The organism is Paracoccus caeni, from assembly GCF_016629665.1.
Lineage (GTDB): Bacteria > Pseudomonadota > Alphaproteobacteria > Rhodobacterales > Rhodobacteraceae > Paracoccus > Paracoccus caeni.
In genome coordinates this window covers 1-22,369 of record NZ_JAEPRQ010000008.1, presented here as the reverse complement: position 1 = coordinate 22,369, position 22,369 = coordinate 1, and the positions used below count along the sequence as shown (strand labels likewise).

Genomic DNA, 22,369 nt, shown 5'->3' with positions numbered 1-22,369 from the left:
AGTCCCGGAAATCTTGTGCGCACCCGACCCAACCTGTAGGGGTTAATTATGGTTCCTCGCAATACGGGAATAAGGACAAATTATTATGGCATCTGTTGATCTGGCCACATCCATCGGGCGCGAACTGCCCTATCTGCGTCGCTATGCGCGTGCGCTGACGGGCAGCCAGAGCGCGGGTGACAACTATGCCGCGGCGACGCTGGAGGCGATCCTGACCGATCGTTCGATCATCGCTGACGAGGCCGATGTCCGCATCGGTCTGTTCAAGGCATTCCACGCAATCTGGCAAAGCTCGGGCCAGCCGGTCGAGGATGGCGAGGTTTCGTCCCGCGAGCGGCGCGCACAGGATCACCTGAGCAAGCTGACCCCGAACTCGCGTGAGGCGCTGCTGCTGCACACGATCGAGGAAATGCGTTTCGGCCAGGTCGCCGAAATCATGCAGATCGATCAATCCGAGGCAGAGCAACTGGTTCGCATCGCGATGGACGAGATGGCGAATGTCGTGCGCGGCAAGGCGATGGTGATCGAAGACGAAATGATCATCGCCATGGATCTGAAGGGCATCGTGCAGGCTCTTGGCCATGACGTGACCGGCGTTGCGCGCACGCATTCTGCCGCCATCGAGCTGGCCGGGGCCGAGCGTCCCGACCTGATCCTAGCGGATATCCAGCTTGCCGACGGCTCTTCCGGGATCGATGCGGTCAATGAATTGTTGGGCAGTCTGGGCGACATTCCGGTGATCTTCATCACCGCCTTCCCCGAACGGCTGCTGACCGGCGACCGCCCGGAGCCAGCCTTCCTGATCTCGAAGCCCTATAGCGAAGAGCAGGTCCGCTCTGCCGTCAGTCAGGCGATGTTCTTTGCCTCGACCGAGGGTCTGAAGGCCTGATCTTTCGGGTATTTCGACAATAAGAAGGCGCCGCCGCTTTGGCTGGCGCCTTTTTCATTCCGGGTTGGTCTTTGCCTCAGACGCGATGCGCCGGGCCGCCCGGGCGGCCTTGACGCGCCGCCGCCGGGCAAGCTCGACATTGATCAGCGCGCCCAAAAGGACCGAGAAGCCGGCAAGGTAGAACCACATCAGCAGCGCCACGACCGTCCCGATGGAGCCGTAGATCCGGTTATAGCTGTTGAAGCTGCTGAGATAGGCCGAGAAGCCCACCGATGCCGCCGCCCAAAGCAGGGCCGCGAACAGCGCCCCCCATGTGAAGATCGGCGTGCGCGGGGTCTTCACGTTGGGGCCGTAGCGATAGAGGATGCCGATCCCAAGGATCACCAGCCCGAACATGGCAGCCCATGGCAGGCCGCCCAGCAACCAGATGCGAACCTGCCCGATCTGCACGAAGGTCAGCAGGATCGGCACGATCACGATGGTTGCAAGCCCCGCCAACGATATCCCAACGATGGCAAGCGTCAGCATATAGGCCAGAAGAAAGCCGAAGACCGTGGAATGGCCGCGCACACCATAGGCGGCGTTCAGACCCCGGATCAGCGCCTCGACACCCGCGCGGGCGGCGATTGTCGCGACCATGAACGACACGAAGGACGCCCAACCAATCGATGTGCGCCCGGCAGCGGTCAGCGAATGAACCTGCCCGTCGATGATCTCTGACGCGCCGTCGGGGATGAATTCATGGGCGACATCCACATAGGCCATGATGACCGAAGGGTCGAACCACAGGCTCCATAGCGCAAGGATCGCGGCAAGGCCGGGAAAAACGGCGAACATGGCGTAAAAGGCCACACCGGCGGCGATGAGGCCCATATGGATCTTGTCCATTCTTTCGAAGACTGCGGCCCAGAAGGCCCAGACATCGCGAAGAATGCTCCATATCACCATCAAAACATCCTCGTTCCCCACAGGTCCGAAGCGGGCCTGTCAGTCACACGAGCTTAGCCCGAGTAACGCGCCCATACCGAAGCCTCACCCAGTTTGGCAACGAATTCCGCATGTGCGGTAGCCTCGGCATCGGAAATACGTGGCGGCAAAGGCGCAGGACGGGCGGCGCGACGGCGCGGCTGGCCATCCTGTTGCTGCTCTTGCTGGCTCTGGCCGGGCTGGGCCAGAACCAGATCGGGCTGACGACCACCGATCAGTTCCAGATACACCTCGGCCAGCAATTCACTGTCCAGAAGCGCGCCGTGCAACTCGCGGCCGGAATTGTCCACGCCGAAACGGCGGCAAAGCGCGTCAAGCGAGGCAGGGGCGCCGGGGAATTTGCTGCGTGCAAGGGCCAGCGTGTCCAGTGCACGGGACCACGGCAGGGTCGCATAACCGGCGCGGCGCAGTTCGGCATTCAGGAATTTCATGTCGAAGCTGGCATTATGGATCACCAGCCGGGCATCATCCGCGATGAAGTCCACAAATTCCTGCGCGACTTCAGCAAATTTCGGCTTGTCGCGCAGGAATTCGTCGCCAAGGCCGTGAACCTCGAACGCTTCCTGCGGCATCGAGCGTTCGGGGTTGATGTAGAGATGTAGCTTTCGGCCCGTCGGCAGGTGGTTGAACAGCTCCAACGCGCCGATTTCGACGATGCGGTCGTCCTTTTCAGCGTCGAAGCCGGTGGTTTCGGTGTCCAGAACGATCTCACGCATGGGCCTTGATCTCCTTCACGATGCGGAGCACCGCAGCTTTCGCACCGTCGAGCGTGTCGGTCGGGATGACCCAGTCGGCTCTTTCGCGCTTTTCGGCGTCCGGCATCTGCCGCGACAGGATCAGGGCCAGCGTTTCTGCCGTCATGCCGGGGCGTGCCATGACCCGTTCGCGTTGTGTCTTTGCGCCCGTCGAGACGACGGCCACGCCATTCATCTGCGTCTCATAGCCATTCTCGAAAAGCAGCGGAATGTCGAGAACGATGATCCTTTCCGCCGCGTGATCGGCGATGAAGCCTTCGCGATCGGCTGCGACAAGGGGATGCACGATGGCCTCTAGCCGGGTCAGCATCTGCGGATCACCCGCAAGGATGGCTTTCAGGGCGTTTCGGTCAATGCGGCCATCGATCAATGCGGTCGGAAATTCGGCGCTGACGGGTTGGACGGCTGCACCGTTGGGTGAATAGAGGCGATGCACGGCCTCATCCGCGTCCCAGACCGGGCAACCAAGATCGCGAAACATCTGTGCGGTGGTGGATTTGCCCATGCCTATGCTGCCGGTGAGGCCAAGCAAGAAGGTCATTCCAGAACCGCCCGGCGGGTGTCGTCATTAACCTCTGGCCGGGTGCCAAACCACCGCTCGAAGCCGGGCACCGCTTGATGCAGAAGCATGCCGAGGCCGTCAACGATACGACAACCGCGGCTCTGAGCATCGGTCAGGAAAGGGGTCATCAGCGGTGTATAGACAAGATCCGTGACCAGCGCATCGGGGTTGAGCGCGTCCAGCGGGATCCGCAGCGCCTGTTTGCCTTGCATGCCAAGCGAGGTCGCGTTGACCACCGTTGTCGCGTTGTCCAGCATATTGCCCGCCTGCGCCCAGTCATAGACGACCAGCCGCGCGCCAAACTCTGCCTTGATCTGCTCGGATCGGATTCTGGTGCGGTTGGTGATCCGAAGCTCTTTCACGCCGCTGTCGAGAAGCGAGGCAACGACAGCGCGGGCGGCGCCGCCTGCGCCGATCAGGGCAGCGGGACCGGCATCCGGTTGCCAATCCGGCGCGTTCTGTCTGAGATTGGCGATAAAGCCGTAGCCGTCAGTGTTGTCTGCGTGGATCTTGCCATCCGCGCGGAAAATCAGCGTGTTGGCCGCACCGATCAGGGCTGCGCGGTCGGTGACGACATCGGCGAGCGCAAGAACCGCCTCTTTATGCGGGATGGTGACATTCACGCCGACAAAGCCCGCGCGCGGCAGGATGCGAAGGACCTCGGCAAGATGCTCTGGCATCACCGGAAGCGGAACATAGTGGCCGCGAATCCCATATTGGCGCAGCCAATAGCCATGAAGCTGCGGCGAGCGCGAATGTGCAACCGGCATCCCGATCACGCCTGCAAGCGGGATTTGCGCAGGCGGCTTTGCGTGGCTGTCATCAGTCATCAATTATGTCGCGGTTATTTCTGGCCTTCTTGCAGGATAGGGGCTGTTTGCCCGCGAAGAAAGGCCTGAGCGCCGATAAGCGGAAAGGGTGTAGCAACGACGACTCAGCACCTTGTGGATAAATTTGAGGAGGAATCGGTCTGGCGCCTGTGTCGCCGATTGGGGATGGATTTTGTGTGGTCAGCATGGCGATGAACGGATCATGAACAAGCGCTGATCATCCACAGTGGGACAAGATGACACGGCTCTATCCTCAGGTTGTGGAAAGCTGCCGCTGCGATGCGTTTTCCCGTAAAGTTATCCAAAGTTCATCATATTGATATTTAGTCACTAATTTGCGTTAATGATAAACAGTCACCGATTTATCCACAAGGGCGATTGGCCGTGGATGATCTGGCTGTTTGGGGTTTATCCTGCTACCCACAGGGCCTACATCATCATCATCCTTATCTTCTTTACCTTATTAATATTGAAGAAAGCAGAGACGAGGCACGATGACCGACCTGTTGGCGATCCTGTATCCATACGTGAAGGCGTTTCACGTCATGTCGGTCATTTCGTGGATGGCCGGGTTGTTCTATCTGCCAAGGCTGTTCGTCTATCATGCCGAGCGCAAGGCATTGAACGGTGAGCCGACGGAGAGCTTTGTGGTTATGGAGCAGAAGCTGCTGCGACTGATCATGAACCCCGCGATGATCGCGACATGGCTAAGCGGTTTATGTCTGGTGCTGACGCCGGGTATCGTCAGTTGGGCGATGATCTGGCCATGGAGCAAGGCAGCCGCCGTGCTGGCGATGACCTGGTTCCATATGTGGTGCGCGCGTGAGAGACGGCTTCTGGCGGCGGGACAAGCGCGTGCCGGGCGCTATTACCGGATGATGAACGAGCTGCCGACCGCGCTGATGGTGGTGATTGTGCTGTCGGTGATCGTCAAATTCTGAGTCAAATATTGACTCGCGGTCTGTGAAGGCCTATCTGCACGCCAAGCCCGACCGTCCGGTACGGGGATTCCCGATGATACATTGACCGTACCCCTGCCATGCGATGCCGTGGAGGTGGTGATAGGTGACCATATGACCGAAGAACGTTTGAATCTGTCTGAATTGAAGGCGAAGAGCCCCGCCGATCTGCTGTCCATGGCAGAGGAATGGGAGATCGAGAACGCCTCGACCATGCGCAAGGGCGAGATGATGTTCTCGATCCTGAAAGAGCATGCCGAGGAAGGTTGGGATATCGGTGGAGAAGGTGTTCTTGAGGTCGTGCAGGATGGCTTTGGCTTTCTGCGCTCGACCGAGGCGAACTATCTGCCCGGTCCTGACGATATCTATGTGAGCCCCGACATGATCCGCCAGTATGCTTTGCGCACTGGTGATACTGTCGAGGGTGTGATCCGCGCGCCTGGTGAGAATGAGCGTTACTTTGCACTGACGAAGGTCGAGAGGATCAATTTTGAAGATCCCGAGAAGGCGCGGCACAAGGTGGCATTCGACAACCTGACGCCGCTTTATCCGAATGATCGGCTGAAGATGGAGATCGAAGATCCGACCATCAGGGACCGCAGCGCACGGATCATTGATCTGGTTGCGCCGATTGGTAAGGGGCAACGGTCGCTGATTGTTGCGCCGCCGCGGACGGGTAAAACGGTGCTGCTGCAGAACATTGCGCACTCGATCGAGAAGAACCACCCCGAATGCTATCTGATCGTTCTGCTGATCGATGAACGGCCGGAAGAGGTGACCGATATGCAGCGCAGCGTGCGCGGTGAGGTGATCTCATCAACCTTCGACGAGCCGGCCAGTCGGCACGTCGCTGTGTCGGAAATGGTGATCGAAAAGGCCAAGCGGCTGGTAGAGCATAAACGAGATGTTGTGATCTTGTTGGACTCGATCACAAGACTTGGTAGGGCATTTAACACCGTCGTGCCAAGCTCGGGTAAAGTTCTGACCGGTGGCGTTGATGCAAATGCCCTGCAGCGGCCGAAGAGATTCTTCGGCGCGGCGCGGAATATCGAAGAAGGTGGGTCGTTGACGATCATTGCTACGGCGCTGATCGATACGGGTTCGCGCATGGATGAAGTGATCTTTGAGGAATTCAAAGGTACGGGTAACAGCGAGATCGTTCTGGATCGTAAGGTTGCTGATAAGCGTGTATTCCCGGCGATGGATATCCTGAAGTCGGGCACGCGGAAAGAAGAGCTTCTTGTCGATGCGAAGGATCTGCAGAAGACCTATCTGCTGCGCAGAATTCTGAATCCGATGGGAACGACGGACGCAATCGAGTTCCTGATCTCGAAGTTGAAGCAGACGAAAACCAATTCTGAATTCTTCGACTCGATGAACGCCTGAGGGCGCAATCTGACGGAGACGTCATGGACGTGATTTTTGCAGAAGCCACTCCGCCGGGGCGGGGTGGCGTTTCCATTATTCGGCTGAGCGGATCTGGGTCGAAGGCTGCCGTCGAGAATTTGACAGGCGCCTTGCCGGAGGCTCGGCGAGCCTATCTACGCGATCTGCGGGACGGAGACGACGTCCTCGATCAAGCGCTGGTCATCTGGTTTTCGCACGAAAGCAGCTTCACCGGCGAAGAGGTCGTTGAGCTGCATCTTCATGGGGCGCCGGTCATTGTCAGGCGCGTAATGATGTTACTCGGCGAATCTGGTTTGCGATTGGCTGATGCGGGCGAATTTACGCGGCGCGCATTCCTGAATGGGCGGATGGATCTGGCAGAAGTCGAAGGTCTGGGCGATCTTCTGGAGGCTGAGACTGAGGCGCAACGTCGGCTGGCCCTGCGCTTGGCGGGTGGAGAGCTTGGGCGGCATGCAGAGCGGTGGCGCGGCCTTCTGATCAGGGCTGGAGCGCTGGTGGAGTCGAGTGTCGATTTCGCTGACGAAGATGTGCCTGAGGATGTTCCGGTAGAGGTTCACGAATTACTCGACGTGCTTCGCAGGGAACTGGATTCACAGATTGCGGGCTATGCTGCGGCGGAAAGTGTTCGCCGAGGGTTCGAGATCGCGATCATTGGACCACCAAATTCCGGAAAATCTAGTTTTATCAATAGAGTGGCTAGAAGAGAGGTCGCAATTGTTTCCGACGTCGCAGGGACAACGCGAGATGTGATTGAGCTTCGAATTGATCTGAAGGGGCTGCCGGTTACCTTTCTCGACACTGCAGGCCTTCGTGAATCGGACGACCGAATCGAGAGGATGGGAGTCGATCGGGCTAAACAGAGGGCAATATCGGCAGACCTTCGGCTGCATCTGTCCTCGACCGGAAGCCGGGATGAGGGCCTTTGGGAAACAGGTGATATTTTGGTCCGAACGATGGCGGACCTAAGCTCGGAGCACGGCGATGTGTCCATATCCAACACCACTGGCATTGGGATCGACGATCTTCTTGATCTGATCCATCAGGTGTTATCGAAGCGCGTAGCGATTGCAGGTATAGTCAGCCATGAACGCCAACTGCTCTCCTTGATGGATGCTAGAAACGCTCTTCATCGCACCGAGGACGTGGAGCCCGAATTACTTGCGGAATCTATCCGAACAGCAGCATCTTCACTTGATCGTTTACTTGGCAGAATCGGTGCGGAAGAGTATTTGGATGTGATCTTCAGCTCGTTTTGCATCGGAAAGTAGGTGTTTCACGTGAAACATTACGACGTCATAGTGATCGGAGGCGGTCATGCAGGCCTCGAAGCGGCTGCTGCTTCTGCACGCGCGGGCGCGCTCACTGCGCTTGTTACGATGCGACCGGAAGATATCGGAACCCTTTCATGCAACCCCGCTATCGGTGGACTGGGAAAGGGCCATCTAGTTCGCGAAATTGACGCTCTAGACGGTCTGATGGGCGTTATTGCTGATCGTGCGGGAATCCAGTTCAGGCTGTTGAACCGTCGGAAAGGTCCAGCCGTTCAGGGCCCGCGCGCGCAGATGGATCGCGCGCTCTATAGGGCGGCCGCGATGCAAGCAGTCCGAAAGGTAGATGGGCTTGAGCTTATCTATGCCGAGGTTGAGGCGCTTACGGGCAACGATACTCGCGTTACAGGTGTAACGCTTTCAAATGGCGCTGAGCTTGCAGCGACAAGTGTTGTTCTGACGACGGGTACCTTTCTGAACGGGATCATTCATATTGGAGACGTCAGCCGCCCTGCCGGGCGTTGGGGAGACAAAGCCTCTACTGGGCTGGCGCGGTCTATTCAAAGATTCGAATTGCCGCTTGGGCGGCTAAAGACCGGAACACCGCCCAGGTTGGATGGCAATACTATCGATTGGTCCCGCCTGGAAAAACAGCCAGGCGACGATTCGCCGGTGATGTTCTCATATTTGAATGTAGCGCCGGAAGCACCGCAGATTGCATGTGGAATTACGCACACTAACGCGGAAACACATGAAATTATTAAAAAAAACCTCTCCAAATCTGCGATGTATGGTGGCCATATCACCGGCAAGGGACCGCGCTATTGCCCGTCCATCGAAGACAAAGTGGTTCGCTTCTCCGACAAAAGCTCGCATCAGGTTTTTCTCGAACCTGAAGGTCTGAATGATCCGACTGTCTATCCAAATGGGATTTCCACTTCACTCCCGGCTGATGTGCAACAGAAATACGTACGTACTATCGTTGGGTTGGAGAACGTTGAGATTCTCCAACCGGGCTATGCTGTTGAGTACGATTTTGTCGACCCACAAGCCCTTGATTCTACGCTAAAACTTCGGAATGTTGAGGGCTTGTACCTCGCAGGTCAGATTAACGGAACCACAGGCTATGAAGAAGCTGGGGCGCAAGGGCTGGTCGCCGGATTGAACGCCGCATTGGCGGCGAAGGGGGGCTCTCCGATTAGTTTCAGCCGCACCGAATCTTATATTGGCGTCATGATCGACGATCTGACAAGTCGCGGGGTGACGGAACCGTATCGAATGTTCACCTCTCGGGCTGAATTCAGACTTACGCTGCGCGCTGATAATGCGGATCGGCGGCTGACGCCTCTCGGTATCGAGCTTGGCCTAATATCGGAGAGGCGGAGAATTCTTTTCGATCGACAACAGGAAGCCTATCATCAAACCCGAAAATTGGCCGACGAGGCAATATTTTCGCCGACGAAGCTTCAACGCGAGGGCTTGGCGATCCGGCAAGATGGCCAGAACCGGTCAGCTTTTGCGTTGCTTGGGATGGCGGATATAGATTTCGCTGCAGTTACAAAGCTCGTGCCCGCTCTTGAAGATATGTCACCCCACGCTATCGAGCAGGTTAGGATCGACGCACTTTATCATCAGTATGTTGATCGGCAGGCTCGCGATGCCGAGGCTTTGCGTGCCGATGAGGCTGTCCTACTTCCGCTCGATTTGGACTATAGCGCGATTTCGGGTCTCTCAGGGGAACTCCGCGCGAAACTCGAAGCCCGCCGCCCAACAACCCTTGCCGCTGCAGCAAGGATCGAAGGGATGACCCCGGCAGCACTTTCGCTTTTGCTTGCGGTTTCAAGGACATTGCAACGGCGTAAAGCATGAGCGAGATTGTTTCACGTGAAACGCTTCAGAAGCTGGATCAATTTGAACAGCTTGTCAGGCGCTGGAACCCTAAAATTAACCTGGTCGCACCAGCATCGCTAAATGATATAAAAGCGCGTCACATTGAGGACAGCCTTCAACTTTCCCAACTTTGCTGCCCCATAAACGGCCGGTGGGTCGATCTTGGAAGCGGTGGCGGTTTCCCGGGCCTTGTCCTTGCAATAGCCCACGTAGAAGCAACCACGGATTTTACGTTGGTTGAGAGTGATAGCCGGAAGGTGGCCTTTTTACGCACGGTTATCCGGGAGCTATCGCTGACGAATGTAAATGTCGAAAACAAGCGCATAGAAGAGCTGGATCCGCTGAATGCTGCCTATCTCAGCGCGCGCGCCCTTGCTCCGCTGCCCCGGCTTATGCCATATTTACAGCGTCACTTGGCACCGGAAGGGACGGCGTGGCTTATGAAGGGCCGTCATTGGAAGGAAGAGATGTCCGATGCAGAAAAAGAGTGGAAATTCAAAGTGAAAGCCCACCCAAGTGCATCGCAAGATGGCGCAGCAATACTCGAGATCAGCGAGGTATTTCATGTCTGAGCAAAGCGTGATTGCGATCGCGAACCAGAAGGGCGGGGTCGGAAAGACGACGACCGCTATTAACCTTGGGGCCGCACTCGCGATTTCTGGGCATCCGACGATTCTCGTCGATCTGGACCCTCAGGGCAACGCATCAACAGGCCTGGGTATCGGATCGGAACGGCGTGAGCGGACTGTTTATGATTTGCTCGCGGGACCGGAATCGCTGGAAGATTGTTCGCAATCTACGCATATCGCTAATCTTAGCATCGTCCCCGCGACACCAGATCTTGCGTCTGCCGATGTTGAACTATCCCAGATGCAGGACCGGACACGACTCCTACGTAAAAAGCTAGATGCTGCTACTAACGGAACAACCATCCTGATTGACTGTCCACCGGCGCTCGGATTGCTGACGATCAACGCCATGATGGCGTCGGACGCGGTGTTGGTGCCTCTTCAAGCCGAATTTTACGCGCTCGAGGGCCTTTCTCAGCTTTTGACCACGGTAAAGCATGTCCGGCAAAGCGGAAATCCGAATCTCCGGGTTAACGGCGTTCTGCTAACGATGTCGGACTATCGCAACAACCTATCACAGCAGGTCGAGGCGGACGCGCGCGCCACGCTTGGCGATCTGGTTTTTCCAACCGTGATTCCTCGCAATGTTCGGGTGTCCGAAGCGCCGTCGCATGCGCAACCTGTGCTGCTTTACGATCCGTCGTCAAAAGGCAGCGCCGCCTATCTGCAATTCGCAAAAGAATTCGCCCAACGCCTTAAGCTTGTCCCGGAGGAAGCCTGATGTCCGATCACAAAACTGCCAAACGAGGTTTGGGCCGCGGTCTTTCTGCGCTCATGGCAGATATGGACATCTCTGGCGCGACCGCCTCGCAGACATCGCGCGAAGGCACGATGATTCCGATCGAGCAGATCACTGCAAACCCCGATCAGCCGCGTCGGAGCTTTGAACCGACAGCGCTCCAAGAGCTCGCGGATTCGCTGCGTCAGCGCGGCGTTCTGCAGCCATTGATCGTCCGCCCGCATCCGCGCGATGAAGGCTTGTATCAGATCGTTGCGGGTGAGCGCCGTTGGCGGGCGGCCCAGATGGCGCAGCTTCATGAGCTGCCGGTGATCATCCGTGAGTTTTCGGATACCGAAGTTCTGGAAGTCGCGATCATCGAAAATATCCAGCGCGCCGATCTGAATGCAATCGAAGAGGCGGCTTCCTATCGCCAGCTCATGGATCGCTTCGGCCATACCCAGGAAAAGCTCGCGGATGCGCTCAATAAGAGCCGCAGCCACATTGCGAACCTGCTGCGGCTTCTGAACCTGCCGGATTCTATTCAGGATTTCGTTAAAGAGGGTAAGCTTTCGGCTGGTCACGCTAGGGCGCTGATTACCGCCGATAATCCCGTTGCATTGGCGCGTCGCGTCATCGATGGCGGGCTCTCGGTCCGTGAAACCGAAGGCTTGGTACGTAAGAAATCTGAGCCGGGAACATCCGCACCGACCCGGCGGTCGTCGGGGGCTTCCGAGAAAGATGCAGACACCCGCGCGCTTGAGGGCGATCTTTCAGCACACCTGAAAATGCAGGTTGTGATCAACCATGTGGATTCTGGCGGCGGCACCTTAACAGTGACCTATCGTGACCTCGATCAGCTAGACGCACTGTGTCAGCTATTGGGCGGAAACTAGCATATATAGCGGTTTTTTTCATATAACCCACTATATATATAGCTACATTTCTGGTCTCGTGACCACGAACGCTCCGACTGCAGAGCAAATTCCGAATTGAATCGCTACCATCCAAAGCGGCAGGCCTAGGATCAATGCGATACAGATTCCACCGGCCATTGCGGTCACTGCCCAGATCTTCGCCCAGCGTCCGACCGCGCCGCGGTCCTGCCACGCACGGATCGGCGGCCCATAGGTCGGATGACGCAGGATGCGGGCGCGCAGCCGGGGTGAGCTGCGCGCGAACGCCCATACGGCGACCAGAAGAAACGGAACAGTAGGCATCACCGGAAGCGCGATCCCGATCACGCCCAAAATCAATGCAGTCCAGCCGATGCTTAGCCAAAGAATCCGCATCTCAGGCAGCCAGTTCGCGGAGAATGGCGTTCAGCAGGGGGCGACCCGTCGGCGTTGTCCTTATTGCGTCGCCGCTCCGTTCAATCATGTCCAGTTCCATCAGTCGTTCAACCACGCCCTCGTCAAAACCACGCCCTGCCAGCCGCGCATATCGCGTCTCGTCAAGACCTTCCGACAATCGCAACGCCATCAACAGATATTCGGTCGCGCGCTCGTCGTCGGGCACAAACTCTCTAAGTGACTCTCCCGTTCCGTCACGTTCTACGGCGTCGATCCACGCCCCGGGCGCCATATGCGCCTCGGTCGCGTATCGACCACCCGGAAGCGTGATCCTGCCATGAGCGCCGGGCCCGACGGCGGCCCAATCCCCCTGACGCCAATAGACCAGATTGTGCCTGCTTTGGGCACTATCCCGCGCGTGGTTCGAGATTTCATAGCCAGACATACCGGCGGCGTCGCAGATTTCCTGCGTGTCGTGATACATATCGGCGGAGACATCTTCATCCGGCAGATCGCGTAGCTTCCCGGCTGCCGCGCGGGCGCCGAAAGCCGTCCCGGGTTCGATCGTTAGTTGGTAAAGCGATAGGTGATCCACCGCCATCGTCAGCGCGTCCTTCAACTCGGCCCGCCACTCGGCCCGGCCCTGTCCCTGTCGCGCATAGATAAGATCAAAGCTGACACGATCAAAACACGACCTTGCGACATCAAAGGCTGCGCGAGCCTCGGCCACGCTATGCATCCGCCCCAACCGCCGCAGATCGTCATCGTTCAGCGCCTGAACGCCCATCGACAGTCGGTTGACCCCAGCCTCGGCATAAGCCCCGAAACGGCCTTTCTCGACGCTGGTCGGATTGGCCTCCAGTGAAATCTCGATATCGTTGGTAAAACCCCAGGCCGCCCGCGCCGCCCGTATCACCGCGTCCACGGTCTCTGGCGCCATGAGTGACGGCGTCCCGCCGCCAAAGAAGATGCTGCCCAGATGCCGACCCGGCAGCTCTGCGCCAAGACGTGCTATCTCACCGGCCAACGCCGCCGCCCAGCGGCTCTGATCGACCGAGGCGACGACATGGCTGTTGAAATCGCAATAGGGGCATTTGGCGGCGCAAAAGGGCCAGTGGACATAAAGCCCAAAGCCGCCTGCGCGCCAATCTTCGTCTGGCTGGACAAGGTCTGGCGCGACAGAGATCATCTTCGTCGTTCCACCCGGCCACATGCCGACAGTTTATCTAAAACCCGGCTCAAAAACTTCCTTCCAGCATCTTCGCCACAGCACGTGCCCGGTGGCTGAGGCTGTTCTTCTTGTCGGCGGGCATCTGGCCCAAGGTCTGTTCTTCACCATCCGGCATGAAAATCGGATCGTAACCGTGACCTTCTTCCCCTCGGGGAGGCCAGACGACCTGACCGGGCAACACGCCCTCGAACACCTCATCATGCCCGTCCGGCCACATCAAAACCAGCGTGCAGCGAAACTGAGCGGTCCGTGGGGCAGGGGCGTTCAGCGCCTCAAGCTCGTTCCATGTCCGCGTCATCGCCATCTGGAAATCACGGCCATTGCCGGTTTCGGCCCAGTCGGCGGTATAGACGCCCGGCGCGCCGCCAAGCGCATCGACGCTGATGCCGCTGTCGTCCGATAGCGCCGGCAACCCGGTCGCCTCGACAGCCGAGCGCGCCTTGATCCGCGCGTTGCCGACGAAATTATCCTCGGTCTCGACCGGCTCGGCCAATCCCGCCTCGGCGGCACCGATCACCTCGATGCCGCGAGGGGCCAGCAGCGCACGCATCTCTGCCAGCTTCCCGGCATTATGTGTGGCGACCAGCAGACGTTTTTCGGTGAACTTCCTCATGCCACCGCAGCTTTCTGTGCCGCGACAAGCTCGGCCAGCCCAAGATCGGCCAGATCCAGCAGCTTGTTCATCTCATCGCGCGAAAATGTCGCACCCTCGGCGGACATCTGAACCTCGATCAGCTTACCGCCGCCGGTCATCACGAAATTGCCATCGGTCCCGGCTTCGCTGTCCTCGGCATAGTCCAGATCCAGCACCGGTTGCCCGCCATAGATCCCGCAACTCACCGCCGCGACGTGATCGATAATCGGATCGGTGGTGATCGCGCCCGCTTTCAGCAGTTTGTTGACCGCCAGACGCAGCGCGACCCAACCCCCGGTGATCGAGGCGCAGCGTGTCCCGCCATCCGCCTGAATGACATCGCAATCCACGGTAATCTGCCGTTCACCCAAAGCGACCCGGTCAACGCCAGCGCGCAGGCTGCGCCCGATAAGACGTTGAATTTCCTGCGTTCTGCCAGACTGTTTTCCCTGCGTCGCCTCGCGCCGGTTGCGGGTATTCGTCGCGCGCGGCAGCATTCCATATTCCGCGGTGACCCAGCCAAGCCCGGTGCCCTTCAGAAACCGGGGCGGGGTTTCCTCGAGCGAGGCGGTGCAAAGTACATGGGTGTTGCCGCAACGGATCAGGCAAGAGCCTTCCGCATGGCCCATCACCCCGGTTTCAATTGAAATCGGACGCATTTGGCTTAGATTTCGACCAGAGGGGCGCATGAGTGATCCTTTTCATGAAGATTGGCAGCCCAATACCGCCCGACAACCCCATGACGCAAGCCCGAGCGGAAAATGAACCAGGAATCCCTGCTCAACGAACTGAATGACCGCTCGCGAGAGGTGTTTCGCCGCGTTGTCGAATCCTATCTGGAAACGGGTGAGCCGGTCGGCTCTCGCACGCTGACGCGCACCCTGTCCGAACGCATCAGCGCGGCGACGATCCGCAATGTCATGCAGGATCTGGAATTCATGGGTCTGCTGGACAGCCCGCATATCTCTGCTGGCCGCCTGCCGTCGCAACTGGGCCTGCGCATGTTCGTCGATGGGATGATGGAGGTTGACCCCGTCGCCCCGACCGACCGCGCCGCAATCGATCAGACGCTTGGCAATGACGATCCCGAAACTGGGGTGCTTCTGGACCGTGTCAGCACCGCGCTAAGTTCGATCACGCGCGGCGCATCTTTGGTCCTGATGCCGAAGCACGAAGCCCCGATCCGGCATATCGAGTTTGTCAGCCTTGGGACGGACCGCGCGCTGGTGGTGCTGGTTTTCGCGGATGGCCATGTCGAGAACCGGATTTTCACCCCGCCGCCCGGCCAGACGCCATCCTCGATGCGCGAGGCGGGAAACTTTCTCAATACCATGGCCGAGGGCAAAACCCTGGCCGAGCTTCGCACCCATATCAGCCGCGAAATCTCGGTCCGGCGGCGTGAACTGGACGTGCTGGCCGCCGAGCTGGTCGAATCCGGGCTGGCCTTGTGGGAGAACGGCTCGACCGATGCCCGGCTGATCGTGCATGGGCGCGGCAACCTCCTGGACCGCGAAGCAGCAGATCTGGACCGTATCCGCACACTCTTTGACGATCTTGAGCGTAAGCGCGACATCGCCGATTTCCTTGACCTGACCGAGCAGGGCGAGGGGGTCAGGATATTTATCGGCTCCGAGAACAAGCTTTTCTCGCTTTCGGGTTCCGCTTTGGTGGTTTCTCCCTATATGAATGCCGACCGTAAGATTGTAGGAGCCGTCGGTGTGATCGGGCCGACGCGGCTGAACTATGGCCGCATCGTGCCGATTGTGGACTATACGGCCCAACTGGTCGGGCGCGTGCTGTCCGGCCGGAAAGGATGAGTGGGAAGATGAGCGATAAACCCGAACCGCAGAACGACGATTATCTGGACGACCCTCTTGCCGATCCGCTGGCGGACCCGGCGGATGAGATTGTGGCGCTGACCGCCCAGCGTGACGAATTCCGCGACAAGTTCATGCGCGCCCTTGCCGATGCGGAAAACGCCCGCAAGCGCGCCGACAAGGACCGCCGCGACGCCGAACAATATGGCGGCTCGCGTCTGGCCCGCGACCTGCTGCCGGTCTATGACGCGCTTTCGCGTGCCTTGGGCGCGGTGACGGATGACCAGCGCGGCGCCGCCTCGGCGCTGATCGAGGGGGTCGAGCTGACCCTGCGCGAGCTGTCGAACGTCTTTGCCAAGCACGGCATCACCGTGATCACCCCCAAGCTGGGCGACAAGTTCGATCCGACCTATCACGAGGCGATGTTCGAGGCCGCGCTGCCCGGAACCATCGCGGGCGAGATCATTCAGGTGATGGATAACGGCTTCCGCCTGCATGACCGCCTGCTGCGCCCGGCAAAAGTCGGCGTCTCCTCGACCCCGGCAAGCTGAACCACCCTTACAGCCATGAAAAAAGCCCGGCCAATCGGTCGGGCTTTTATGTTTTCACATTCGGGGTCAGCGACAGCCTTGGATCGCGGCGTAACAGGTCATGCACCCAGCCGGATTCTGCGTTGAAATCATGTGGCACCTGTTCGGCTGTCCGACGCCCGGACAGGCTTTGGCTGGCGAAGAAGTCAAAGCCGTAAAGCGACAGGCTTGCAAGGTCGCTGCGAAGCAGCAGGTCGATCATCATCGCGCCCGTGGTTGGCGGTGCGGCAAGGCGATCCTTCAGGGCTTCGTAATCCGCCAGCGGGTAAAGGTAGAAGCCGGGCGAATGCGCGATGCGATGGCGCAGACGCTTACGCTTAGGGGACATCCACAAAATCCGCTTGGGCGCGATGTGGTCAAGCTCCTCGTCCGACAGCCGAACCGCAAGCGCCAGCCAGTCGGTTCTTGTGCCATGACTGCCGGGCTGTGGCATCGGCGCACGGTTGATACGGACGACCAGATCGGCGGCATCGATGGCCTTGCCGTGATCGGTCTCCGCCAACGCGCGGGCATTCCCGACCAACGCGACCGCCTTGCCTCGCAGTCCCGACAGAAGATCGTCCTGCGAGGTGGAAAGATGCGCCATCGTGGTGTCGTCGCGCAGAAGCCGCGCTGTATAGAAGCGCAGCTTGCTCATGGCCGGGCCAGAAGGTCGTTGTAGATCTCGACCAGCGCGCGGGCCTCGCCTTCGATGGCGTGGTTGGTCTCGATATGCTGGCGGGCGGCGATGCCTGCGGCGGCACGGGCGCTGTCATCGTCAAGCCAGTGGCGCAAGGCCTCGGTCAGGGCGTCCAGATCGTCGATAGGGATCAGACTGCCGGTTTCGCCATCCTTGATCAGCGTCTCATACGCACCGACACGGGCCGCGACGGTCGGAACGCCGCAGGCCATCGCTTCCAGTGGGGTGAGGCCAAAGCCCTCCCATCTTGCCGGTGCTGCGAAAAGATCAAGCGCCTGATAGTGGCGGACAAGCTGATCCCATGGCAACTCGCCCAGAAAGCGGATGCGGTTCTGCAGACCGGCTGCGGCGATCTCGGCCTTCAACTCGTCGGCGAAAGCCTGATGTTCGGCTGTGATGCGGCCGGTGAAAATGATCTGGGCGCGGGGCCGGTCCAGCAGCAGCCTGATCCCGGCGCGGGTCAGTAGATCGACGCCTTTCTGCGCGCGCACACGACCGAAGCAACCGATCAGCACGGCATCGGGATCAAGCCCTAGCTCGCGCCGCAGGGCGGTCTTGTCGGCGGCAGGGTGGAAGATCTCGGTATCGACGCCATGCATCACGACGGTCGCCGGGCGGTCCAGATAGCTGGCCGCCTTGGCCGAGGTCGCGACCAGCGCCTCTTGCTGGCGGATCAGCCATTTGGTGAAACCGGTATGGTGGCGTTGCGCCGCCGAGGTGAACATCAGCCGGTATTTGCGACGCAGAACGCGGCGCAAGATCAGGCCAAGCGCCATTTCGGTATTGCGGCGGGCGTGCCAGATGCGCCAGCGGTCGCGGGGCAGGGTGGCGGCTTTCAGCAATGGGATATGCGGCACCTCGGGCGGCAGGCCGGGGCCGGTGGCGCGGATGGCGATCATCCGGGCCTGAACCGGGATCAGCCGGACCACGGTGGCGGTGACGCCCGACAGGCGGCGTTTCAGATTGGGGGCAATGACCAGCGGGTGTTCAGCCATGATCGGCCTCGGGTGTCAGGAAGTAGAAAAGGAACCCGACCGCCAGAGGGATCAGGAAGAACAGGAACAGCATAGCGAAGGCTTGCGGCGGGGGGTAGGCCAGCGATGCCGCACCATAAACCGGGCGCGAGGCGAATTGCAGGATGCCGACCCCGCCGATTGAGACCATGTTCAGGAAGGTCACGCCGCGGCCCACCAGATGCGGCGGCAGGAACGACCGGCCATGCGCCATCAGCAGCGCATAGCCCGCGCCGGACAACCCGATCAGTGCCAGCAGGAACACGGCGATGCCAATACCCGGATCGGGGCGCAGCACAAGCGCCGCCAGAACCAGAACCGTGGCGAAGGTGAAGATCAGGATCGTGCGGCGCAGGCTGCCGACAAGCCGCACCGCCGGGCCGACAAGGAAATTTCCAAGGATCATCGCCACGCCCATCGCCAGAGTCGCGTGGCCGATCAGATCGGTATCGGCGACGAAAACGCCCTCAAGATAAGGCGCGGCCCAAAGCCCCCGGATCGCCGCCGATGCCGCATAATTGGCGAAAAGCAGGGGCAGCATGAACCACAACGCCCCGATGCGCAGCACATCGACCAGTGTTCCGCGCTGCGCCTCGGCACCCAACCGGGCCGGGTCGCGCACGGTCATCGCGATTAGGGCCGCGATGGCGATGGTGGCGGCGGCCATGACCCACAGAGCCTCGCGCCATCCGATTGCCTCGATTGCCCAGACCAGCGGCGTTGCCCCAAGGATATTCCCCAGCGAGCCAAGGCCCACGACCAGTCCGGCCATCGCGCCGAAGGCAGCGGGCGGGTATTCGCGGGCGATGATGAAGTAAGACCCCATCAGCGCGGGCGCGCAGCCGATGCCCAGCAGCGTCATCGACAGATGCAGGTGCCACGGTGTCTCGGCCAGCGCAAAGACCGCCGCCCCAAGCCCTGCGCAGAGACCCAGGACGACCGATACCGTCAGCCGCGGCCCGATCCGGTCCAGCGCGCTGCCCAACGGGATCTGCATCACCGCAAAGGCCAGAAACCACAGCCCCGAAGAAAGCGCGAGATCGCCGGGCGTCGCCCCCAGCTCTAGCTCCAGCGTGTTGGCAAGAACGGCCAGAAAGGCGCGATAAAACTGGCTTAGCACATAGGCCAGAACCAGGCTGATAAACCCCGCCGAAAAGGCATGCATGTCGTGGTCCCCCGATCTCCCCGGGCAGGCTGGGACATGGGCGCGGAAGGTGCAAGAGTCCCGGCGGAGAAGTTTCGGGGGTGCCAGCGGCGAAAGGCTTAGTTTTCGCCCAGCAAAACCTGCCGCAACACAACCGCCTCGTTATGTTCGGTATCGCGGGCGCCATAGATCAGCGTGACGACATGATCCGCCGCCTTGTCGCGCAGTTGCTGCAACGGAGCCGGGTTCCGGGCAAGCTCGGCACGGTAACGCTTCTGGAACTCGGACCAGCGGGTGGGATCGTGGTTGAACCACTTCCGCAACTCGGTGCTGGGTGCGATGTCCTTCAGCCAGTCGTCCAAGGCGGCCTTTTCCTTGCTCACGCCACGCGGCCAAAGCCGATCAACAAGAATCCGCAACCCATCGTCCGCAGAAGCGGCCAGATAGGCGCGTTTCAGACGGACATGAGACGTAAGGATGGCGGCGTTCATGGCGAAATCCTTTCCAAGGCCGATCAGTATCCGATCAGCCTAGCACGGAACCCTGTGAACTTGACCCCGCGGCGGCTCACCGCTAGTCCCGCCATTAACGCCACCGCTGGCGCTTTATGGAGGAACGCATGTCCGACAGCTACTCGCTTCTCATTCTGCCAGGCGACGGGATCGGCCCCGAAGTCATGACCGAGGTCGTCAAGGTCATCGACTGGCTTCAGGCCAATCGCGGCCTGTCCTTCGATATCAGCCACGGTCTTGTTGGCGGCTCGTCCTATGACGCGCATGGCACGCCGCTGACGGACGAGACGATGGCGAAGGCGCAGGCGGTTGATGCGGTGCTTCTGGGCGCTGTCGGCGGGCCGAAATACGACGATCTCGATTTCAGCGTGAAACCGGAACGCGGCCTGCTGCGCCTGCGCAAGGACATGGACCTTTATGCCAACCTGCGTCCGGCGCAGTGCTTTGACGCACTGGCCGACTTTTCGTCGCTAAAGCGCGATGTGGTCGCGGGGCTAGACATCCTGATCGTGCGCGAACTGACCAGCGGCGTCTATTTCGGCGAGCCGCGCGGCATCCATGCCGACAATAATTCTGACAACGAGGGTGGTCGCGTTGGTATCAACACGCAGCGCTATACCTCGGGCGAGATCCGGCGCGTCGCACGCTCGGCCTTTGAGTTGGCGCGGCGGCGCAACAACAAGGTCTGCTCGATGGAGAAGGCCAACGTCATGGAATCCGGCATCCTCTGGCGGGAAGAGGTTCAGTGGGTCCGCGACAACGAATATCCCGAGGTCGAGCTGACCCATATGTATGCCGATAACGGGCTGATGCAGTTGGTCCGCAAACCGGGCCAGTTCGATGTGATCCTGACGGACAACCTGTTCGGCGACCTGCTTTCGGATGCGGCGGCGATGCTGACCGGATCGCTGGGCATGCTGCCCTCGGCCAGCCTTGGCAAACCGATGGCGAATGGCCGTCCGAAGGCGCTTTACGAGCCGGTCCACGGCTCTGCCCCCGACATCGCCGGGCAGGGGAAAGCAAACCCGATCGCCTGTATCCTCAGCTTTGCGATGGCGCTGCGCTTCAGCTTCGATCAGGGCGCTGCGGCGGATGCGCTGGAACGCGCGGTCGAGAAGGTGCTGGCCGACGGCGTCCGCACCGCCGATCTAATGGGACCAGAGGGCGGCACCCCGGTCTCGACCTCTGAGATGGGCGACCGGATCGTCGCCGCGCTGGCACAGGCATAAGCTGCCGCGACGTTAACCTTTGGAAACCCCGTCCGCAGTAGCGGGCGGGGTTGCGCTTTCCTCCGGCAGTTGTTTCTCCTAGCGCCGAGGGTGTGGCGCGGGTCGGGGAGACAGCAGAATGAACGGGTCGGCGAATGTCAGGGGTGCCTTGCTGGCATTGCTGGCGATGGGCCTCTATGCGACGCATGACGCCATCATCAAATATCTTGGCGGCATTTACCCTTCCTTCCAGATCCTGTTCTTCGCCTCGCTTCTGTCCTTCCCGCTGGTCTCGGTCGTCTTGATGCGCGACCGCAACCCCGGAAGCCTGCGGCCTGCCAATCCCGGCTGGATCGCGGCCCGGACGATTTTCGCCGTGCTTGGCGGCATCTGTGGGTTCTACGCCTTCTCGGTTCTCCCGCTCGCACAGGTTTACGCGATCCTGTTTTCGGCCCCGCTGATCGTGACGATCCTGTCGATCCCGATACTGGGTGAGCGGGTGGGCATTCACCGCTGGGCCGCCGTGCTGATCGGGCTGACCGGAGTGCTGGTCGTCCTGCGACCCGGTTCGCAACCCTTGGACTTCGGCCATATCGCCGCCGTGGTGGCAGCACTTGGCGGCGCCTCGACCGCGTTGATCATCCGCCGTCTGGGCGGCACCGAGCGACCCTTGGTCCTCATCATGTGGCCGATGTTAGGCAACTTCGTCGCGACCGGAGCAGCGCTGAGCATCCAGTATCGGCCAATGGAGTTGTCACATCTGGCGCTATCGTCCTTGATCGCGTTGCTGGGGCTGATTGCGGGATTTCTGCTGATCCTCGCTTACCGGGCGGGCGAGGCGGCGATCGTCGCCCCGATGCAGTATTCGCAAATTCTCTGGGCGACCGGGTATGGCATCCTGTTCTTCGACGAAAGTCTGGACGGAGTGACGCTTCTCGGCGCGTCGATCATCATCGGCTCGGGCATCTACATCGTCTGGCGCGAGGGCAGGGGCGGAAATTCAGCCAACCGCCCGGTGACGTCGGCACGCCTTCGCGCCGAAACGGTGACAACGCCGAAGACGACGGTCCTGCAAAGATTGTGGCCCCCGCGCGGCGGATAGGGCTTGCATTCAGCCTTTCCGCGCGCTACCTGCCCGTCCTACGGTCGGAGCGTAGCGCAGCCTGGTAGCGCACCTGCTTCGGGAGCAGGGGGTCGGAGGTTCGAATCCTCTCGCTCCGACCAGATTTCGGTTTGTGGATTGCCACTAAAGTCTTCCTCAAGTGGCCACTATTCTTCCTTTGCGGCAGGAAGGCTGACGTAAGGCTCGATGAGTTTCCGCTCACGCCTCCAACCGAAGTTTCTATCTGAGACAG

General features: G+C 60.0%; 24 protein-coding genes and 1 tRNA gene. 13 read left to right on the top strand and 12 right to left on the bottom strand.

Going from position 1 to position 22,369, the window contains the following annotated elements; all coding sequences use genetic code 11:
* The first annotated feature begins 85 nt into the window (after positions 1-85).
* Entirely contained in the window at positions 86-889 is an 804-nt protein-coding gene (locus JJJ17_RS16760; RefSeq protein ID WP_200688475.1) for a response regulator, read from the top strand.
* Positions 890-943: 54 nt separating this feature from the next.
* Here JJJ17_RS16760 and JJJ17_RS16755 read toward each other — a convergent pair whose 3' ends face one another.
* From JJJ17_RS16755 to JJJ17_RS16740, 4 genes are read right to left on the bottom strand one after another with little or no spacing between them, the layout of a single operon-like run.
* Positions 944-1,837, bottom strand: coding sequence for a YihY/virulence factor BrkB family protein (locus JJJ17_RS16755; protein ID WP_200688473.1), 894 nt, complete (start codon positions 1,835-1,837; stop codon positions 944-946).
* Between the two features lie 53 nt (positions 1,838-1,890).
* Positions 1,891-2,592: a DNA polymerase III subunit epsilon gene (gene dnaQ, locus JJJ17_RS16750; protein WP_200688471.1), complete on the bottom strand. Its 702-nt coding sequence runs from the start codon at positions 2,590-2,592 to the stop codon at positions 1,891-1,893.
* Positions 2,585-3,172, bottom strand: coding sequence for a dephospho-CoA kinase (gene coaE / locus JJJ17_RS16745; RefSeq protein WP_200688469.1), 588 nt, complete (start codon positions 3,170-3,172; stop codon positions 2,585-2,587). Before coaE ends, dnaQ begins: the two co-directional genes overlap by 8 nt.
* Positions 3,169-4,023 carry a shikimate dehydrogenase gene (locus JJJ17_RS16740; protein WP_200688467.1) on the bottom strand — a complete coding sequence of 285 codons (855 nt, stop codon included), beginning with the start codon at positions 4,021-4,023 and terminating at the stop codon, positions 3,169-3,171. Before JJJ17_RS16740 ends, coaE begins: the two co-directional genes overlap by 4 nt.
* Positions 4,024-4,517: 494 nt before the next feature.
* Here JJJ17_RS16740 and JJJ17_RS16735 point away from each other — a divergent pair, with 494 nt between their 5' ends.
* From JJJ17_RS16735 to JJJ17_RS16705, 7 genes are all read left to right on the top strand, one after another.
* A complete protein-coding gene (locus JJJ17_RS16735; RefSeq protein ID WP_200688465.1) occupies positions 4,518-4,964 on the top strand; it encodes a CopD family protein in 447 nt (148 codons plus the stop codon).
* 132 nt (positions 4,965-5,096) lie between these two features.
* Complete coding sequence (gene rho / locus JJJ17_RS16730) at positions 5,097-6,368, top strand: transcription termination factor Rho (protein ID WP_200688463.1); 1,272 nt, start codon at positions 5,097-5,099, stop codon at positions 6,366-6,368.
* A 23-nt stretch (positions 6,369-6,391) separates the two neighbouring features.
* Complete coding sequence (mnmE, locus tag JJJ17_RS16725) at positions 6,392-7,657, top strand: tRNA uridine-5-carboxymethylaminomethyl(34) synthesis GTPase MnmE (RefSeq protein WP_200688461.1); 1,266 nt, start codon at positions 6,392-6,394, stop codon at positions 7,655-7,657.
* 9 nt (positions 7,658-7,666) lie between these two features.
* Positions 7,667-9,526: a tRNA uridine-5-carboxymethylaminomethyl(34) synthesis enzyme MnmG gene (gene mnmG / locus JJJ17_RS16720; RefSeq protein WP_200688459.1), complete on the top strand. Its 1,860-nt coding sequence runs from the start codon at positions 7,667-7,669 to the stop codon at positions 9,524-9,526.
* Complete coding sequence (gene rsmG, locus JJJ17_RS16715) at positions 9,523-10,119, top strand: 16S rRNA (guanine(527)-N(7))-methyltransferase RsmG (protein ID WP_200688457.1); 597 nt, start codon at positions 9,523-9,525, stop codon at positions 10,117-10,119. Before mnmG ends, rsmG begins: the two co-directional genes overlap by 4 nt.
* Positions 10,112-10,897 (top strand): ParA family protein, encoded by a 786-nt coding sequence (locus JJJ17_RS16710; protein ID WP_200688455.1) that lies wholly within the window; start codon positions 10,112-10,114, stop codon positions 10,895-10,897. The genes rsmG and JJJ17_RS16710 overlap by 8 nt, the downstream gene beginning before the upstream one ends.
* Positions 10,897-11,790, top strand: a complete 894-nt coding sequence (locus JJJ17_RS16705; protein WP_200688453.1) for a ParB/RepB/Spo0J family partition protein — start codon at positions 10,897-10,899, stop codon at positions 11,788-11,790. The genes JJJ17_RS16710 and JJJ17_RS16705 overlap by 1 nt, the downstream gene beginning before the upstream one ends.
* Positions 11,791-11,832: 42 nt before the next feature.
* Here the strand turns inward: JJJ17_RS16705 and JJJ17_RS16700 are convergent, their stop codons facing one another.
* Genes JJJ17_RS16700 through rph form a run of 4 tightly spaced genes read right to left on the bottom strand, consistent with a single transcriptional unit; the run spans position 11,833 to position 14,740 of the window.
* Positions 11,833-12,186, bottom strand: a complete 354-nt coding sequence (locus tag JJJ17_RS16700) for a YbaN family protein (protein ID WP_200688451.1) — start codon at positions 12,184-12,186, stop codon at positions 11,833-11,835.
* Position 12,187: 1 nt separating this feature from the next.
* Positions 12,188-13,375, bottom strand: coding sequence for a radical SAM family heme chaperone HemW (gene hemW / locus JJJ17_RS16695; protein WP_200688449.1), 1,188 nt, complete (start codon positions 13,373-13,375; stop codon positions 12,188-12,190).
* Between the two features lie 49 nt (positions 13,376-13,424).
* Positions 13,425-14,030 (bottom strand): RdgB/HAM1 family non-canonical purine NTP pyrophosphatase, encoded by a 606-nt coding sequence (rdgB, locus tag JJJ17_RS16690; RefSeq protein ID WP_200688447.1) that lies wholly within the window; start codon positions 14,028-14,030, stop codon positions 13,425-13,427.
* Positions 14,027-14,740 carry a ribonuclease PH gene (rph, locus tag JJJ17_RS16685; protein ID WP_200688445.1) on the bottom strand — a complete coding sequence of 238 codons (714 nt, stop codon included), beginning with the start codon at positions 14,738-14,740 and terminating at the stop codon, positions 14,027-14,029. The genes rdgB and rph overlap by 4 nt, the downstream gene beginning before the upstream one ends.
* Positions 14,741-14,812: 72 nt before the next feature.
* Between rph and hrcA the strand changes: the two genes are divergently transcribed.
* Together hrcA and JJJ17_RS16675 are read left to right on the top strand one after the other, a co-directional pair.
* Positions 14,813-15,868: a heat-inducible transcriptional repressor HrcA gene (gene hrcA / locus JJJ17_RS16680; RefSeq protein WP_200688444.1), complete on the top strand. Its 1,056-nt coding sequence runs from the start codon at positions 14,813-14,815 to the stop codon at positions 15,866-15,868.
* Positions 15,869-15,876: 8 nt separating this feature from the next.
* On the top strand, positions 15,877-16,419 hold the full coding sequence (locus JJJ17_RS16675; RefSeq protein ID WP_200688442.1) for a nucleotide exchange factor GrpE: 543 nt from the start codon (positions 15,877-15,879) through the stop codon (positions 16,417-16,419).
* A gap of 46 nt (positions 16,420-16,465) precedes the next feature.
* Here the strand turns inward: JJJ17_RS16675 and JJJ17_RS16670 are convergent, their stop codons facing one another.
* From JJJ17_RS16670 to JJJ17_RS16655, 4 genes are all read right to left on the bottom strand, one after another.
* Complete coding sequence (locus JJJ17_RS16670) at positions 16,466-17,095, bottom strand: glycosyltransferase family 29 protein (RefSeq protein ID WP_200688440.1); 630 nt, start codon at positions 17,093-17,095, stop codon at positions 16,466-16,468.
* Positions 17,092-18,132, bottom strand: a complete 1,041-nt coding sequence (locus JJJ17_RS16665; RefSeq protein ID WP_200688438.1) for a glycosyltransferase family 4 protein — start codon at positions 18,130-18,132, stop codon at positions 17,092-17,094. Before JJJ17_RS16665 ends, JJJ17_RS16670 begins: the two co-directional genes overlap by 4 nt.
* Positions 18,125-19,315, bottom strand: coding sequence for an MFS transporter (locus tag JJJ17_RS16660; protein ID WP_200688436.1), 1,191 nt, complete (start codon positions 19,313-19,315; stop codon positions 18,125-18,127). Before JJJ17_RS16660 ends, JJJ17_RS16665 begins: the two co-directional genes overlap by 8 nt.
* A 98-nt stretch (positions 19,316-19,413) precedes the next feature.
* On the bottom strand, positions 19,414-19,785 hold the full coding sequence (locus tag JJJ17_RS16655; RefSeq protein WP_200688434.1) for a DUF488 domain-containing protein: 372 nt from the start codon (positions 19,783-19,785) through the stop codon (positions 19,414-19,416).
* A 128-nt stretch (positions 19,786-19,913) separates the two neighbouring features.
* Here JJJ17_RS16655 and leuB point away from each other — a divergent pair, with 128 nt between their 5' ends.
* The 3 genes from leuB (at position 19,914) to JJJ17_RS16640 (ending at position 22,238) form a co-directional block, all read left to right on the top strand.
* Positions 19,914-21,035 (top strand): 3-isopropylmalate dehydrogenase, encoded by a 1,122-nt coding sequence (leuB, locus tag JJJ17_RS16650; protein WP_200688432.1) that lies wholly within the window; start codon positions 19,914-19,916, stop codon positions 21,033-21,035.
* Positions 21,036-21,153: 118 nt separating this feature from the next.
* Complete coding sequence (locus JJJ17_RS16645) at positions 21,154-22,116, top strand: DMT family transporter (protein ID WP_200688430.1); 963 nt, start codon at positions 21,154-21,156, stop codon at positions 22,114-22,116.
* A gap of 45 nt (positions 22,117-22,161) precedes the next feature.
* A tRNA-Pro gene (locus JJJ17_RS16640) sits at positions 22,162-22,238 on the top strand.
* Positions 22,239-22,369: the final 131 nt, after the last annotated feature.